The sequence below is a fragment of the Micromonospora sp. HK10 genome (assembly GCF_000982955.1).
Classification (GTDB): Bacteria; Actinomycetota; Actinomycetes; order Mycobacteriales; family Micromonosporaceae; genus Micromonospora.
This window is the reverse complement of record NZ_KQ058899.1, coordinates 1-16,359: the sequence shown is the minus strand read 5'-3', so window position 1 is coordinate 16,359 and position 16,359 is coordinate 1. Positions and strand designations below refer to the sequence as shown.

Annotated in this window: 13 protein-coding genes; 11 read left to right on the top strand and 2 right to left on the bottom strand. The window is 74.9% G+C overall.

The features are described 5' to 3' along the window. The first annotated feature begins 193 nt into the window (after nt 1-193). A complete protein-coding gene (locus tag LQ51_RS29715) occupies nt 194-865 on the top strand; it encodes a BON domain-containing protein (protein WP_046571463.1) in 672 nt (223 codons plus the stop codon). Between the two features lie 139 nt (nt 866-1,004). Continuing rightward, nucleotides 1,005-2,063 (top strand): glycosyltransferase family 4 protein, encoded by a 1,059-nt coding sequence (locus LQ51_RS29710; RefSeq protein WP_231605936.1) that lies wholly within the window; start codon nt 1,005-1,007, stop codon nt 2,061-2,063. Between the two features lie 3 nt (nt 2,064-2,066). Here LQ51_RS29710 and LQ51_RS29705 read toward each other — a convergent pair whose 3' ends face one another. Further along, nucleotides 2,067-3,548 (bottom strand): serine/threonine-protein kinase, encoded by a 1,482-nt coding sequence (locus tag LQ51_RS29705; RefSeq protein WP_046571459.1) that lies wholly within the window; start codon nt 3,546-3,548, stop codon nt 2,067-2,069. Nucleotides 3,549-3,713: 165 nt separating this feature from the next. On the opposite strand from LQ51_RS29705, the gene LQ51_RS29700 reads away from it, so the two are divergent. The 9 genes from LQ51_RS29700 to LQ51_RS29660 are packed head-to-tail and all read left to right on the top strand — an operon-like array spanning nt 3,714 to nt 15,624. Continuing rightward, nucleotides 3,714-4,547, top strand: coding sequence for a patatin-like phospholipase family protein (locus LQ51_RS29700; protein WP_046571507.1), 834 nt, complete (start codon nt 3,714-3,716; stop codon nt 4,545-4,547). After that, nucleotides 4,547-5,569, top strand: a complete 1,023-nt coding sequence (locus tag LQ51_RS29695; RefSeq protein ID WP_046571457.1) for a 1-acyl-sn-glycerol-3-phosphate acyltransferase — start codon at nt 4,547-4,549, stop codon at nt 5,567-5,569. Before LQ51_RS29700 ends, LQ51_RS29695 begins: the two co-directional genes overlap by 1 nt. Nucleotides 5,570-5,606: 37 nt before the next feature. Beyond that, the gene (gene cutA / locus LQ51_RS29690; RefSeq protein WP_046571456.1) at nt 5,607-5,927 is read left to right on the top strand and encodes a divalent-cation tolerance protein CutA; all 321 of its coding nucleotides are present in this window, start codon (nt 5,607-5,609) and stop codon (nt 5,925-5,927) included. A 47-nt stretch (nt 5,928-5,974) separates the two neighbouring features. Beyond that, complete coding sequence (locus LQ51_RS34200; RefSeq protein WP_304413739.1) at nt 5,975-8,746, top strand: hypothetical protein; 2,772 nt, start codon at nt 5,975-5,977, stop codon at nt 8,744-8,746. Further along, nucleotides 8,743-11,379 (top strand): ATP-binding protein, encoded by a 2,637-nt coding sequence (locus tag LQ51_RS29680; RefSeq protein ID WP_231605933.1) that lies wholly within the window; start codon nt 8,743-8,745, stop codon nt 11,377-11,379. Before LQ51_RS34200 ends, LQ51_RS29680 begins: the two co-directional genes overlap by 4 nt. 1 nt (nt 11,380) lies before the next feature. Next, on the top strand, nt 11,381-13,303 hold the full coding sequence (locus LQ51_RS29675) for an MraY family glycosyltransferase (protein WP_046571454.1): 1,923 nt from the start codon (nt 11,381-11,383) through the stop codon (nt 13,301-13,303). Nucleotides 13,304-13,308: 5 nt separating this feature from the next. Then, nucleotides 13,309-13,860 carry a hypothetical protein gene (locus LQ51_RS29670; protein ID WP_046571501.1) on the top strand — a complete coding sequence of 184 codons (552 nt, stop codon included), beginning with the start codon at nt 13,309-13,311 and terminating at the stop codon, nt 13,858-13,860. Continuing rightward, nucleotides 13,857-15,026: a M23 family metallopeptidase gene (locus LQ51_RS29665; protein ID WP_082159720.1), complete on the top strand. Its 1,170-nt coding sequence runs from the start codon at nt 13,857-13,859 to the stop codon at nt 15,024-15,026. Before LQ51_RS29670 ends, LQ51_RS29665 begins: the two co-directional genes overlap by 4 nt. Before the next feature lie 13 nt (nt 15,027-15,039). Further along, the gene (locus tag LQ51_RS29660) at nt 15,040-15,624 is read left to right on the top strand and encodes a hypothetical protein (protein WP_046571452.1); all 585 of its coding nucleotides are present in this window, start codon (nt 15,040-15,042) and stop codon (nt 15,622-15,624) included. A gap of 3 nt (nt 15,625-15,627) precedes the next feature. Here the strand turns inward: LQ51_RS29660 and LQ51_RS29655 are convergent, their stop codons facing one another. Further along, nucleotides 15,628-16,188 carry an Rv0361 family membrane protein gene (locus LQ51_RS29655; RefSeq protein WP_197087950.1) on the bottom strand — a complete coding sequence of 187 codons (561 nt, stop codon included), beginning with the start codon at nt 16,186-16,188 and terminating at the stop codon, nt 15,628-15,630. Between the last annotated feature and the right edge of the window lie 171 nt (nt 16,189-16,359).

Here is a 16,359-nt window from a genome sequence, read left to right as displayed (position 1 = left end):
CCAGACCTGCCTCCTCCACGGGCGGCGGGGTACGGAGCCAAGGGGGTTGGTTCCGTCCCCCGCCGCCCTTTTTCGTCGCGCCGGGGCCGGCGGGTCCCCGCCCGGCCGGGCCGCTCACCCGGTCGGGGTGAGCCGTTCTCACCCGGTCCGGCGGCACGGTGGCGGGACGCGCAACCGCACCGGAGGGGACGTCATGACCACCACTGCCGCCGTCCGTACCGACCCGGAGATCCAGCGCGACGTGCTCGCCGAGCTGGACTGGGACGCCCAGACCCGGCCGGCCGAGATCGGGGTGACCGTGGCCGACGGGGTGGTCACGCTGATCGGCCAGGTGGACAGCTACGCCCGCCGGTGGGCGGCCGAGCGCTGCGCGCACCGGGTACGCGGGGTCCGGGCCGTCGCCAGCGACCTGGAGGTGCGGCTGCCGGTCACCGAGGAGCGCACCGACGCGGACCTGGCCATCGCGGCGAGCCGGGCGCTGGAGTGGGACAGCTTCGTCCCCGCCGAGCGGCTGGACGTGACCGTGGCCGCCGGCTGGGTGATGCTCCGCGGCGAGGTGGAGTACGGCTTCCAGCGACGCGCCGCCGAGCGGGAGGTGCGTCGGCTACGCGGCGTACGCGGGGTCACCAACCTGGTCGAGGTGCGCCCGCCCACCCCGCCCAGCGACGAGCAGAACCGGCGGGACCTGCAACGGGTGCTCTTCCGCCGGACCGGCACGGAACGGATCGAGGTGCGGGTCAGCGGCGACACGGTGGTGCTGGACGGAGTGGTCAGCGCGGCGTGGCAGCGGGAGGAGGCGGAGCGCGCCGCCTGGGCCACGCCGGGCGTACGCGAGGTCCACGACCGGATCGTGGTGGCCGGCTGAGCCGTCGGCCGGGCTGTTTACCGCCCGGCGGGTCGGGAAAGCGTCGCCGATCACGCACGCCAGGGACCATCGGGGAGGGCTCGTGGCCGTGAAGAACCCGTCGGCGGACCGGTCGGGAGGCCGTCCGTTGCGGATCGCCATGGTCGTCCCGCCGTGGCTGTCGGTGCCCCCGCCCGGTTACGGCGGTTTGGAGCAGGTGGTGGCCGGCCTGGTCGACGCGCTCGTGGACCACGGTCACGCGGTGACCCTCTTCGGCGCCGGTCCGCAGCACGGCACCGCCGCCGACTACGTCGCCACCTGCCGCGACCTCCAGTACGACCGGCTGGGCGAGTCGCTGCCCGAGCTGGCCCACCTGGCCCACGTCAACCACCTGGTCGAGCCCGCCGACTTCGACATCGTCCACGACCACACCACCATCGGCCCGATGGTCGCCGGCCGGCGCGCCGTGCCCACCGTGGCCACCGTGCACGGCAACCCGGTCGGGGAGTACGGCACCGTGCTCAGCGACACCGACCACGGGGTGGGCCTGATCGCGATCTCGCACGCCCAGCGCCGGGCCAACCCGGGACTGCCCTGGGTGGGCACGGTGCACAACGCCCTGCCGCTGCGGGACGTCCCGCGCAAGCGGGTGGCCGGCCGGGGCCCGGTGCTCTGGCTCGCCCGGTTCAGCCCCGACAAGGGTCCCGACCTGGCGATCCGGGCCTGCCGGGCGGCCGGGCTGCCGCTCACCCTGGCCGGCAAGTGCAACGAGCCGGCCGAACGCCGCTACTTCCAGCAGGTGGTCGAGCCGATGCTCGGCGACGACGTGTCCCTGGTGCTCAACGCCGACCGGGAGGCCACCCTACGGCTGCTGCTCGACGCCCGCTGCCTGATCATGCCGATCCAGTGGGCCGAGCCGTTCGGCATGGTGATGGTGGAGGCGATGGCGACCGGTACGCCCGTGGTGGCGCTGCGCCGCGGCGCGGTGCCGGAGCTGGTCCGTTCCGGGTTGACCGGGCTGGTCTGCGACCGGCCCGAGGAGCTGCCGGCGGCGCTGCGCGACGCGGACCGCCTCGACCCGGCCGACTGCGTGGCGCACGTGGCGCAGAACTTCTCGGTGGACCGGATGGCGTGGGACTACGAATCGGTCTACCGCAGCTTCCTGGCCAGCCGGGCGGTGCCGGCCGGCGGGCCGACCGCGCGGGTCGCCGTCCGCTGACGGTCAGCTGCGGGCCGCGGCCAGCCCGGCGGCGGCGGCGTCGAGCTGACGGGCGTACTCCGGGCTGATGCTGCCCTCGCGCCGACGCTCGTCGATCTTGTCGCGGAGCCGGTCCACCGCGACGGTCAGGTCGCCGGCGCCGGACGCCGCGATCGCGTTGCGCAGCAGGTTCCGCAGGTCAACCCCGACGTCGCGGCGGATCTGACCGGCCGCCAGCCCGGCGTCGATCAGCCCGTCCACCCGGTTGGCCGCCTCGGCCAGGCTGACCACCGGCGGCGGCGCGGGCGTGCCGCCGGTCGGGGGCGTCGACCGGGCCGGGTGGGACGGCGAGGGCGTGGGCGACGGCGGGCTCGGGTCGGCCGGCGTGGCGGAGGGGACCACCAGCGGCCCGGCGGTCGGCAGCCCGATGGGTGGCTGCGGCCGGTCCGGGAGCAGGGTCGGCACCAGCACCGCGGCACCGGCCACGGCGACCACGGCGACGCCGACCACGAGCAGGGGGACGCGCCGCCGGGGCGCGGTGCCGGCCGTCGCCGCGTCGGTGTCCGGTCCGGTGGGGACGGTCCGCGCCGAGCCCGCCTGGGCCCGTTGCCCGGCGGGGAGCGCCGGCAGGGTCACGGTCGGGGCCAGCATGGTCGCGGCCTGCGGGTCGGCGGGCAGCAACTGGTCCCGCAGGATGCTCGCCACCTGGTGCGCGGTGGGCCGTCGCCGCGGTTCGCGGGCCAGGCAGCGCACGCAGATCTCCGCGACCGGCGACGGCAGGCCGGGTACGCCGGCCAGGCTGGGCGGCCCCTCCTCGGCCAGCGCCTCGGTCAGCTGCTCCCAGGTGTCCGCCGGGTACGGCACCTGACCGGTCAACGTCTCGAAGAGCAGCACGCCGAGGGAGTAGACGTCGGTGGCCGGCTGGGCGGGAGCCCCGTCGAGCCGCTCCGGCGCCACGTACGCCGGGGTGCCGAAGGTGCCGCCGTCCTCGTCCTCGTCGGGGGCGCCGACCCGGGTGGCGATGCCGAAGTCGAGCACCTTCGCGCCCACCCGGGTCATCATCACGTTCGCCGGGGTGATGTCCCGGTGCACGATGCCGAGCCGGTGCGCGGCGGCCAGCGCCTCGGCGACCTGGGCGGCGATCTCCACGGCCTCCGGCCAGGGCAGCGGCCCCTCGGTGAGCCGGTGCTCCAGCTCCTCACCGGCGAGCAGCTCCATCACCACGAACGAGGTGATGCTGCCGTCCGGGGCCACCGTCTCGCCATAGTCGTGCACCGCGGTGACGTGCGGGTGCACCAGCTGGGCGGCGGACCGGGCCTCCTCGCGCACCATGTCCCGGAACCGCGCGTCGGCGGCGAGCGAGGGGGCGAGCACCTTGACGGCCACCACCCGGTCGAGGACCTCGTCGCGGGCGCGCCAGATCACCGACATGCCGCCGGCCCCGATCTGGTCGATGAGCCGGTACCTGCGGGCCAGCAGCCTGCCGGCGTGCAGTGACGCCTTCACATCGCACCTGCCTGGGCTTGGGAGCGGTATCAGGTTGCGCGAATGTGTCCGACCTGTCAACGGTTGACTGATCAGCGGTCGACGATGCGTACGCCGCCCCCGCTGGCGGGCCGAGGACGCCGGCCGCGCCGGGGCGTCTTCCCGCCGCGTGCCAGGATGAACGGCATGGCAGGCGGTCCGGTGGCGTTCGTGCTCGGCGGCGGCGGCGTGCTCGGCGCGGTCGAGGTCGGCATGCTGCGCGCGCTGTTCCGGGCCCGGATCCGGCCGGACATGGTGCTCGGCACCTCGATCGGGGCGGTCAACGGCGCCCTGGTGGCCGCCGACCCGACCGAGGCGGTCACCGACCGGCTGGTCCGGCTCTGGGCCTCGCCGGAGGCCAGCGAGGTCTACGGCGACTCGGTGGCCCGGCAGCTGCGCCGGTTCGCCGCCCGTACCCACCTGCACTCGCCCCGGCCGTTGCGCCGGCTGCTGGAGGGCGAGCTGGGCGAGGAGACCACCTTCGCGGACCTGAAGGTGCCGTTCCGCTGCTGTGCGGCGAACATCGAGCGGGCCGCCGAGTACTGGTTCCACAGCGGACCGCTGGTGCCGGCGGTGCTCGCCTCCGCCTCGGTGCCGGGGCTGCTGCCGCCCACCGAGATCAACGGCCAGCACTACATCGACGGTGGGGTGGTCAACTCGATCCCGGTCGGTGAGGCGGTCGCCGTGGGCGCCACCCGGATCTTCGTGCTCCAGGTGGGCCGGATCGAGCGTGAGCTGACTCCGCCCCGGCGGCCCTGGGAGATCGCCCAGGTGGCCTTCGAGATCGCCCGGCGGCACCGGTTCGCCCGGGAGATGGCGGCGCTGCCCGACGGGGTGGAGGTGCACGTGCTGCCCACCGGTGGCCCGGGGCCGCGCGAGGACAGCCCGTGGGCCTACCGGGACATGGCGGCGGTGGGCCGGCGGATCAGCCGCGCGTACACCGCCTCCCGCCGCTACCTGGACACCCACCTGGAGCGCTGATGCCGCTGCCACCCCGCTGGGTACGCCGACTGCTGCTGGCTCCCGGCGTCGTGCTGCTCGCCGTCGCCGTGGTGCTCACCCTGCCCGCCTGGGCGTTGCTGGCGCTGGCCGCGTCGCCGCTGGTGCCGGGGCGGCTGCGTCCGCTGCGGCTGCTCTGGATCGGCACGGTCTACCTGGTCTGGGACGCGGCCGCGCTGCTCGCCCTCTTCGCGCTCTGGCTGGCCTCCGGCTTCGGGGCGCGCAAGCGGTCGCCGGCCTTCCAGCGGGCGCACTACCTGCTCGCCGGGCGCTTCCTCCAGGTGCTCTTCTGGCAGGCCCGCTGGACGCTGCGGTTGTCCATCGACGTGGTCGGCACCGACCCCGACACGGCCCTGCCCGGCCGCCCCGAGCTGGTGCTCTGCCGGCACGCCGGGCCGGGCGACTCGTTCATCCTGATCCACGCGCTGGTGAACTGGTTCCACCGGGAACCCCGGATCGTGCTCAAGGAGAGCCTCCAGTGGGACCCGGCGATCGACGTGCTGCTCAACCGGCTGCCCAACCGGTTCATCGCGCCGGGCCCGGACGGCCGCGACTCGGCGGTGCGGCAGATCGGGCACCTCGCCACCGACCTGGACGACGACGACGCGTTCGTGATCTTTCCGGAGGGCGGCAACTTCACCCCGAAGCGGCGGCTGCGGGCCATCGCCCGGCTGCGTGCCCTCGGCCTCGACCGGATGGCCCGGCGCGCCGAACGGATGCGCCACGTGCTCGCCCCGCAGCCCGGCGGTCTGCTCGCCGCCCTCGACGCCGCCCCGGACGCCGGGGTGATCTTCGTGGCGCACACCGGGCTGGACCAGATGCTCACCGTCACCGACGTGTGGCGGGAACTGCCGATGGACAAGCGGATCGTGATGCGCTTCTGGTCGGTGCCGCCGGAGGAGGTGCCGACCGGCCGGCAGGAACGCATCGACTGGCTCTTCGACTGGTGGGCACGGATCGACCGGTGGATCGCCGCAAACCGGGACGGGGTGACCGCGCGCTGACCCAGCCGGGAGCCGGCTGGTTGCGTAGGGTGCCATCGTGGAGCAGATCTGCGTGGTGACGACGGTCGTGGATGCCCGCCGAGTGGCGGACATCCTCGCCGCCGCGGCGGTCGCCGGTCGTGCGGCGGCGTGCGCCCAGGTCGGTGGGCAGGTGGACAGCACCTACTGGTGGCAGTCCGCGATCCAGACCAGCAGCGAGTGGTCGGTGCAGTTCAAGACCGCCCCGGACCGGGTGGACGCGCTCGTCGAGCAGATCCGGGCCAACCACCCGTACGAGGTGCCGGAGATCCTGGTGACCCGGGTGGAGAGCGGCAACCCCGACTACGCCGCCTGGGTGCACGACCAGACCCGACCCTAGGTACGCCTACTCTGTGCCGGCTTGCGGCCGGTGCCGATGCTGGTCCGGTGGAGAACACCGGCTATCCCTGCCCCGCCTGCGGCGGCCCCGCCGACCTGACGGCCGGCTGCCGCGGCTGCGGTCGCCCGCCGTACCCGCCCGCCGCCGAGGTGATCCGGCTGGACCGGGAGATCGCGACGCTCACCCCGCAGGTGGAGCGGGCCCGGGCGGCGTACCAGGAGTTGGCGACCCGGCTCGGGACGGCCCGGCAGCGCCGGTCGGACCTGAGTGTCCGGATCCGCCGCGAGATCCCGCCGCCGCGCCCGGTCGTCGCGGCGCCGGTGGTCCCGGTGCCACCCGTCGGTCCGGTGGCGCCGGTCGGTCCGGTGCCACCCGTCGGTCCGGTGGCGCCGGTCGGTCCGGTGGCGCCGGTCGGTTCGGTGCCACCGGTCGGTCCGGTGGCGCCGGTGCGGCCGGGCGGCGCCGAGGCCTCGACCCGGGCGGTGCAGGGGCTCCTCTTCGTCCTCGGTGGACTGCTGCTCGGCACCGCGGCGGTGGTCTTCACCGCGGTGGCCTGGGCCGCGTTCGGGGTGGCCGGGCGGGCGCTGATCCTGCTCGCGGTCACCGCGCTCACCCTGGCCGTACCGCTGGTGGCCCGCCGGCGCGGCCTGCGCGGCACGGCCGAGACGTTCGCCGCGGTGGGACTGCTCCTGGTGCTGCTCGACGGGTACGCCGCCTGGTCGGTGGACCTGTTCGGGGTGGCCGGTTGGCCGGGTAGCCGCTACGCCGCGCTGGTCGGGTGCGTGGGCACCGCGGTGGCGGCCGGGTACGCCCGGTTGAGCCGGCTCACCGGGCCGTGGTTCGCGGCGCTGCTCACCGCCCAGCCGGTGCTGCCGCTGGCCGCCGCGGCGGCCACGCCGTCGACCGCCGGCTGGGCGCTGGTCCTCACCGGGCTGGCGTTGGGCGACCTCGTGGTGGTGGTCGTCCTGCGGAACCGGGCCACGGCATCGGCGACCGCCGGATCCGGGACGTCGGCGTCGCCGGTGGATGGCGGGCCCGGCGGTGCCGGGGTGGTCGGCGGGGGGCCGGCCACCCCGGCGGCCCGGCACGGGGGGACGGCGGCCGGCGGGGGGCCGGCCGCCGCTCCGCCGGACCCGAACCGCGTCCACCCGCCGGCACCCTACGGCCCCGCTCCGGTCGGCCCGCTCGTGTCGTGGCGTGCGGTCGCGCCCCAGGGGCCGTCGGCGGCGGCGGTGGGGCAGGCGCTCGGCTGGCTCGGGTACGCCCTCGCACTCGCTGTCGCGGCCGGCTGGGCGCTGGTCCCGCTGGCGCTGGGGCGGGCCGCCGGCACGGCGCTGCTGGCCGGCGGGCCGCTGCTGGTGGTGACGCTGGCCCTCGGCGCGGGGGCGTACGCCGCGGGCAGTCGCGTCTACCGGGCCGGGGCCGCCGCGTTGCTGGTGCCGGTGCTGGCCGCCGCCCTGCTCCGGCCGGTGGCCGAGCTGCGCCCCGGGCTGCTGCTGGTGGCGGCCGGTCTGGTGGCGGCCGGACTGTCCGGGCTGGCGCGGGCGGTGCCGGCGCGGCTGCGCACCGGCCCCCGGGCCGGCGCGCTGGTCGTGGCGGCCGGGCTGGGTCCGGTCGTCACGCTGCTGACCTCGTTCGTCGCGGCGGCCGGCGTGGCCGCCGCGTACCCGGCCTGGACGGGTGCCGAGCCGGTGCCGGCGCCGGGCTGGGGCTGGCAGCTGCCGGTGGCCGTGCTGCTCACCGCCGGCGCGGTCGCGGCGCACCTGCCCCGCCCCGCCCGGCCGCTGGCCTGGCTGATCGGCGGGGCGCTGGTGGTGCTGGCCGCGCCGGCCGTCGCCGCCACGCCCTGGCCGCTGGTGGTGGCGCTGGACCTGGTCGCGGCCGGCGCGCTGCTGCTCGGCGCGGTGTTCCGCCCGCGCCCGGCACGGTCCACCGTGCTGGCGTCCGCCTGCGCCGCCGCCGTCCTCTTCGGACACGCCCTGCTGGTCGGCCGCGCCGACCCGGCCGGGGCCGGCACCGCCCTGGCGGTCCTCGCCGCGGTGGGCCTGCTGGCGGCGGCGTGGGGTCGCCGGGGCGCGGGTGCGCAGCCGGGCGTCGCCGGGGTGGCACTGGCCGCCGCGCTGCCCGCCGTGCCGGCCTTCCTGGCGGTCGCGCTGCTCGGCCTCGGCGCGCCCTCCTGGTGGCAACTGCGGGGCGCGGCCGTCGCCGTCGCGCTGCTGGTCGTGGCCACGCTCGCGGTCCGCCGGAGCTGGCCCGACCTGCACGGGTACGCGGTGACCGGCTGGGCCGTGGCGCTGGCCGCGGTCGGCGTCGCGCCGCTGCTGCTCGGCAACGGCGAGCCGTTCTCCGGCTACGCCGCGGCGGGCGTGCTGCTGGCGGTGGCCACCGGCGGCCGGGCCCGGCCCGCGCTCGCCCCGCGGGTGGTCGGCGCCGCGCTGGCCGGCCTGGCGCTGCTCGCCACCGCTCCGGTGGCCCTCGCGGTGCTCGCGGAACTGCCGGTACGCCCCTGGTCCGGGAGAGCGCGCCCGGCGTCCGCCCGGTCGGTCGGGGCGCGGAGGCCGAGGTCACCCGGGCGCCGTCCCGGCCCGCCCTGCCCGAGCCGCCCACCGGCCGGCCCCCCGCCCTCGACCCGGCACCCACCGCCCGCACCCGGGTGCCGCACCAGGCCGGCGAGCGGCTGCCGGCCCTCCGGCCGAACCACGAACCGGCCGACCCGGAGCACCCCGTCGACCGACCGGGGCGCCGGGCCGACCGACGGGCCGAGCAGGACGCCGGGCCGGCGGGACGCGAGGTGGCCGCCCCGCCCGGCCGCGAGATGACCCCGCCGAGACAGCGCGCCGCCGAGCGGCGCGGCAAGCCGGCCAAACCGGTCCGGGTACGCGCACCCAAAATCAAGTTCTCCGACCGGGACCCGTCGGTCGAACTGGCGATCACCGAGATCGCCGGGCACCTCACCTTCACCCCGAACACGGTCACCGCCTGGTACTGGCTGCCCGAGGTGCGCTGGGCGTTCCGCCCCGACGCCGAACGGGAGGCGCTGCTCTCGGCCATCTCCGAGCAGTACGCCGGCCTGGCCGGCTTCCGGCTGCACCTGCGCCGCACCACCCGGCCGTTCCCGGCCGACGAGTGGGCCCGCACCATCGACGCGCACACCGCCACGCCGCTGCCCGACGTGCCCGGCACCGCCGGCTGGGCCGACCACCTGGTCGCCGCCCAGCGGCACCTGATGGCGGTCAACCACGCCGAGGGGCAGACCTATCTCGGCGTCACCTTCGCCCGCCGGTCGCTCGGCGACAACCTCGCCGAACGGCTGCTGCGCACCTTCGGCCGGGGCACCGCCGACGGCGAGCGCCGCCGGCTGGGGCGCACGGTCGAACAGTTCGACGAGGTCCTCGGCGCGTTCGGCATGCGCGGGCGCCGGGTCACCGCGCAGGAGCTGGAATGGCTGCTCTACCGCTCGGTGGCGCTCTGCATGGCACCCCCGGGCACGCTCTCGCCGGTCACCAACGGGCGGTGGGAACGCGGCGACCTGCTCGCCCTCACCGAGCAGGTGGAGCGCTACCGCACCCCCTACGGCTCCACGGTGAAGCTGGTCAACCGGATGACCGGCGAGGAGCGGCACGTGGCCGTCCTCGCGGTGGGCCGGATGGAGCCGCTGGAGATTCCCGAGCGGCACGAGCCCTGGCTGCACTTCCACGAACGGCTGCCGTGGCCGATGGAGCTCTCCACCCGGGTGGACATCCTCGGCCCGGGGGACTCCTTCCGGAATCTGGAGCACCGGCTCCGGATGATCCGCTCCCAGCAGCTCGACTACGCCGAGCACGGCATCGATGCCCCACCCGAGCTGGAGCGGCTGGCCAAGCGGGCGCTGGTGATCGGCGACGAGATGACCACCGGGCTGCCGGTCGACTCGGCGCGGGCACACGGCTGGCACCGGATCGCGGTGGGCGGCCGGACCCGCGAGGAGTGCCTGGAACGCGCCCGGCGCCTCATCCAGCTCTACTCCCGCGAGCTGCGCATCTCGCTCCAGCATCCGAAGAACCAGGACTGGCTGGCCCGGGAGTTCATCCCCGGCGAGCCGATCGCCAACACCGGCTACGTCCGCCGGATGCCGGTCAACCTGCTCGCCGCCGCGCTGCCCCAGGCCGCGTCCACGGTCGGCGACCGGCGCGGCGACCTGATCGGCCGGACCGCCGGCACCTGCCGCCGGCCGGTCTTCCTCGACCTGCACTTCCCCATGGAGGTACGGGAACGCTCCGGGCTCGCGGTCTTCGTGGCCGAGCCCGGCGGCGGCAAGTCGACCCTGCTCGGCGCGCTCGGCTACCTGGCCGCCCGGCGCGGCGTGCAGGTGACCCTGCTCGACCCGTCCGGCCCGCTGGCCCGGCTCTGCGCCATGCCCGAGCTGGCACCGTACTCGCGGGTGCTCAACCTGACCGGCTCCGAGCAGGGCACCCTGGCCCCGTACGCGCTGATCCCGACGCCCCTGCGCAGCGAGTTCGGCAGCGGCGCGGCCGGCGACCGGGAGTTCGAGATCGCGGTCTCCAACGCCCGGGCCGAGCGGCGCATGCTGGTGCAGGACATCTGCATGATGCTGGTGCCCCCGCAGGTGGCCCGGGAGGCGTCCACCGCCACCCTGTTCCGGCACGCGGTACGCCAGGTCCCCGCCGAGGAGATGTCCACCCTGGACGACGTGGTCGCCTGCCTGCAAGGGCTGGATGACGACGCCGGCCGGGAGCTGGCCAACCTGCTGCTCGACACCGCCGAGATGCCGCTGGCCATGCTCTTCTTCGGCCGGCCGCCGGAAGGGCTGCTCGGCGCCGACGCGGCGCTAACCGTGATCACCATGGCCGGGCTGCGGCTGCCCGACCTGAAGATCGAGCGGGAGTACTGGTCGGCGGAGGAAGCCCTCGCCCTGCCGATGCTGCACACCGCGCACCGGCTCGCGGTCCGCCGCTGCTACGGCGGCTCGATGTCGTCCCGCAAGCTGGTCGGCCTGGACGAGGCGCACTTCATGGAGGGCTGGCGCTCCGGGCGGTCGTTCCTGGTCCGCCTCGCCCGCGACTCCCGCAAGTGGAACCTGGCCGCGCTCGTCGCCTCACAGAACCCGAAGGACATCCTCGGCCTCGACGTGCAGAACCTCGTCTCCACCGTCTTCGTCGGCCGGATCGCCGAGGACACCGAGATCGCCTCCGAGGCCCTGCGGCTGTTGCGGGTGCCGGTCGACGACGGCTACGAGGCCACCCTGGCCTCGCTCTCCCAGGCCGACGCGGGCTCGGCCGCCCGGCTGGGCTTCCGCGAGTTCGTGATGCGCGACGTCGACGGACGCGTGCAGAAGGTCCGGGTCGACGTGTCGTACGTCGACGGGCTGCTGGAGCACCTGGACACCACCCCCGCCGCGGTCGCCCAGGCCGCCGGGGTGCTGCCGACCGTCCTGGCTGACCTGGAGGCGTGACATGGCGAGGGCACGGATCGCGGCGCTCCTCCTCGCGCTCGGCGTACTCGCCGGGGCCACCATCTCCTGGCCCGTGGTCGGGTCGACGCCCGCGTACGCCGCCACACCCGTCGCCCAGGCCCGGGCCGAGCTGTGCAGCACCAAGCAGTGGCAGGCCGACTTCCGCTCCTGCGTCGCCAAGCTGAAGGAGGTGTCATCAGCACGGGCGGAATGCCTGGAGGCGCCGACGCCTGGAGCACCCGACTCCGGCCTTGCCGGTTGGTTCGCGAGCCGACCAGCGGGGTCCGAGGGCGGAGTGACTGGGCGTTACAGCCTTTACGGCTACGCGGGCTACAACTACACGACCTATGACGTCGACGGTGGCTGCGCGGCAACGGTTCTCCACCCTGACTACAAATTCACCACGACCGTGGCCAACGGCGAGTTCATGTTCGCCACCGCGGTCATCGGGGCGTCGAACGCGCTGCGCGAGCGGGCCTGGGATCCGCGCTCGATGTGGGGCTGGGCGGATCCGCTGGTGGAGCAGGCCACCAAGGCCGTCTATCAGAAGGTGTTCAGCGTCTTCGGGATCATCACGCTCTGCGTGGTGGGGCTCTACCTGCTCTGGCGCTCACGCCAGTCCGACATGAGCAACGCGATGACCACGGCCGGCTGGGCACTGCTGGTGATGGTGGCGGTCACCGCGTTGGCCGCCTGGCCGGTCAAGTCGGCCAACATCGCCGACAACAGCCTGATCACCTCGCTCTCGATCGTCCACGACGCGGTCGGACCCCAGAAGCGAGATCCCGACCCCGGGCGGTGCATCGATCCTAATCCGGACCGCTGCAAGGACCTGCGTCCGCCTGCGGTACGAGCCAGCGATACCGCCACCGAAACGATGCTCTACCGGAACTGGTTGAGAGGCATGCTCGGCTCGGCTGACAGCGAGACGGCCCAGAAATACGGGCCGGCGCTCTACGACGCCAAGTCGCTGACCTGGGGAGAGACCCAGTCCATCCGGACCAATCCGGGTACCCGTGAGGCAGTTATCAAGGCGAAGCAGCAGCAGTGGATGAAGGTTGCCGAGCAGATCAGAGCTGAGGACCCGGAGGCGTATGAGTACCTCCAGGGGACCCGCGACATGGACCGGGTCGGTGCCGGCTTCATCGCGGTGCTCGCCTCGCTGCTCTTCGCCATGTTCGACCTGACCGCCTCGCTGCTGGTGCTGCTCGGCTTCCTGATCTTCCGGTGGGCGGTGATCGCCGCGCCGATCCTGGGCACGGTCGGCCTGATGCGCCCGGCCAGTGCCGGCCTGCGTCGGCTGGCCAACGCGGTGGTGGCCGCCGTGTTCAACATCGCCATCTTCGGCACCGGCGCCGCCATCTACCTCTTCGCGGTCGACCTGATCATGAACACGCCCACCCTGCCCGGCTGGCTCCAGGTGGTCCTGGTCTGGCTCTGCGGCGTGGTGGGCTGGCTGCTGCTGCGCCCGTACCGGCGGATCACCCAACTCGGTGGCAAGGACAGCAGCGAGGCGGTCAGCTCGGCCGGCTCGTGGCACCGCCGCTTCTTCCGGGACATCCGGGTTGCCGCGCGGCTGGACGTGGCCGAGCCGGGCGGCACCGCCGAGCCGGCGCTCGGCCGGCGCCGCGGGGTGACGGCCGACCAGAGCCGCCTGCGGCCGGAGGCCCGGCACGAGGACCCGGCACACACCCGGGGCGCCGACCGCCAGCGGCCGGACGGACGCGAGCGCGTCGACGAGACGCCCGCTCCCGAGCGGAATGACGGAGCGCGCGGCCCGGCACCCCGCCCCCGCCGCGCGCCGGCCACCTGGACGGAGCCCGATGTCCCCGAGGAGGCTCCCGCCTTCGCCGTCTACCGGCCGGGCTCGACCGAGCAGGCACCGGCCAACCGGGCGCCCCGGGTGCGCTCTGAGGCGCGGTGAGGCCGATGCGTCGCGCGCTGGAGTTCCTCTTCACCCGGGTGCTGCGGTCCCGGCTCGGCGTCGCGCTGGTGATCGCGGCCCTGGTCTTCGGCGTGATCGGCGCGGCCCGACTGGTCTCCGGTCCGGTCGACCCGGCCGCCGGGCTGAGCACCCGACCGGACGAGCCGATCAGCACGGTCGACCCGGAGGCCGGCGACGACGGGGTGCTGGCCAGCCCGCCCACGGCGGTCTCCCCGCGGACCAGCCCCGGTGAGGTCGCGCCCGCGCAGGCCGCCGGACGGTTCACCGCCGCCTGGTTGACCGGCCCGGGCAGCAGCGAGGAGCAGTGGCAGGCCCGGCTGCGACCGCTGTCCACCCCGGCGCTGACCGAGAAGCTCACGGGCGCCGACCCGGAGAGCGTCCCCGCCCGGCGGGTGACCGGCCAGGTGACCCTGCGCCCCCGTACCGAGTCCTTCGTGGAGGCGCTGGTCCCGCTCGACAACGGCCGGCTCCGGCTGGAACTGGTGGCCCCGGACGGGCGCTGGCTGGTGGACGCGGTCGACTGGGAGCGCCAGTGAGCGCCGCGGGGGTGGTGGCAGCCGGCCGTCGCAAACTGCGGCTCGGCGTGCTGGCCACGGCGTTGACGCTGGTGCTCACCCTGCTCTGCTGCGTCGGCGGCGCCGGGGCGTTCCTCCTCACCGAGCTGGGCGACGAGGACCCGGCCCTCACCGCCGGCCTCGCCTGCGACCCGGGCCACCGGGTCGACGTCACCGGCAAGATGCCCCGCGTCACCGAGTACGGCGAGGGCCAGGTCCGCAACGCGGCGATCATCATCAAGGTCGGCCAGGACCGGAAGATTCCGGCCCGGGGCTGGGTCATCGCGCTGGCCACCGCGATGCAGGAATCCGCGCTGCGCAACCTGGCCAACAGCACGATTCCGGCGTCGCTCGCGCTGCCGCACGAGGGCGTCGGGTCCGACCACGACTCGCTGGGCCTGTTCCAGCAGCGGCCGGGTTGGGGCAGCGTCCAACAGCGGATGACGCCGTCGTACGCCGCCGACAAGTTCTACGACAAGCTGCTCAAGGTGCCGAACTGGGACCACCGGCCGCTCACCGTCGTTGCCCAGAAGGTTCAGGTCAGCGCCTTTCCGGATGCGTATGCGAAGCACGAGGACCTGGCCGGCCGGTTGGTCGACGCGCTCGCCGGCGGTGCCGCCCGGACGGTGCAGCTCGCCGGCAAGGCGGTCTGCGACGCCGCCGCCGGTGCCCGGATCGCCGCCTCCGGCTGGACCGCCCCGCTGCCCGGCGGCGTCGTCTCCGGCTTCCGTACCAGAGAGCGGCCCAGCCACAACGGCGTCGACCTGGCCGCACAGAAGCGCACCCCGATCCATGCCGCCACCGCCGGCCGGGTGCTGGTGGCGCGGTGCGACCCGGACCGTTCCGGCCGGCGGGACTGCGACCGGGACGGCTGGCCGGGCAAGGGCGGCTGCGGCTGGTTCGTGGACATCCTGCACGCCGGCGGCTACATCACCCGCTACTGCCACATGATCCAGCGACCCGCCGTGGTGCCCGGTCAGTCGGTGCAGGCCGGCGATGAGATCGGCCTCTCCGGGACCAGCGGCAACTCCTCCGGCCCGCACCTGCACTTCGAGGTGCACGTGGACAGCGACCGGTCCAACCGGGGCGCGATCAACCCGGTGCCGTTCATGCGCCAACGCGGCGCGCCACTGGGCAGCACCGCCTGAGGTTGATCCAGGCATGAGCAACCCGCTGCCCGACCCGTTCGCGGACCAGCCCGACTGGGCGCCGCGGCCACCCCGACCCGTGGAGATCGTTCCGGCCGCCGGCCGGATCGACCTGCGCGGCCGGCGGGTGCTGGTCGGCCTGCCCGGCCTCGGCTGGCGCGGCGACCTGCGCGCCGACGAGCGGGTGGTCCAGGGCAGCCGGACGTACGTGCCGATCATCCCCGAGCACGAGTGGTACCGCGCCGAGGCCGAGCAGATCGAGGTCTTCGCGCCGCTGGTGCCGGTGGAACGGGTCTGGGTGGAAACTATCGGCGAACGGCCGTCGACGGCGGAGGTGCGCCTGGTCTCGCTGGACGCGCCCGTGCGCCGGCCACCCACCCCCGTCTTCGAGGCGGACGCGGTGACCGGCCGTCGGGTGGTGCACGTGACTGGCGCTACCGAGCACCGGGATCTGCGCGCGGTGACGGAGACCTACTCGGGCGCCGACGGGGACATCTGCGTACGGGTCGCACCGGAGCTGGAGTGGTACCGGTGGGCGTGGCGCGGCCAGGCCCCCTCCACGCTGGAGGTGCCGGTACACCTGCTCTGGTTGGAGTGAAACTCACAATGGCTGCCCCGAGCAGACACGCCAACCGTCTTGCTCTCTCAACTCGAAGCGCCAGTTGTCCGTCAAGCTCTGCTGCACACCATCCAGAGTCGCGCTCCTCCTAATTACGGCCGTCACGGCAGCATGCTTCGAGTCGATTTTCGCGACGTTGACATCCTCAATGTTGATGGCAAATGAGACCGATAATTCTCGCTCACGGCTGGCAATTTGGTCCCTGAGGCCATCCATTGAAGGGATCGAGCTGCCGCACGTAAAGAGCGCAGCCTTGTTGTCGTCCCGAGCAACCAACATCGCCTGAAGGTAGTTGACCACCACGACGTCTGGGGCGCTCCGGTCCGGGGCGGTCGCGCGGTCGTACAGGATGAAGCCCGCCACCGCGCCCGTGCCGCAGAGCAGCGCCAGCACCCCGGCGACGATGCCGAGCACGGTCCGCAGCCGCCGTCGCGGACGTACCGGCGCCGGAGCCGGCGCGGGGGGCGCCAGTTGCTCGGGCGGGGTCCGCTGCGCCGGTACCCGGGAGACCTGGGAACCGGCGGGGGGCTGCACTGATTCCACCTCCTGAGGCTATCGGCTGGACGGCGCGTACCCAATGCCTCGGATCTGCCGGATCGTGGCGAACCGCCGGCGCGGCGGCCAACCGGACGCGGTCCGCGCGGCCGCCGGTCACGGCGGCGCCGGCGCGGGCCGGCGCACGGTCCCCCGACGGCCGCGAGTTCGGCCGGCGGG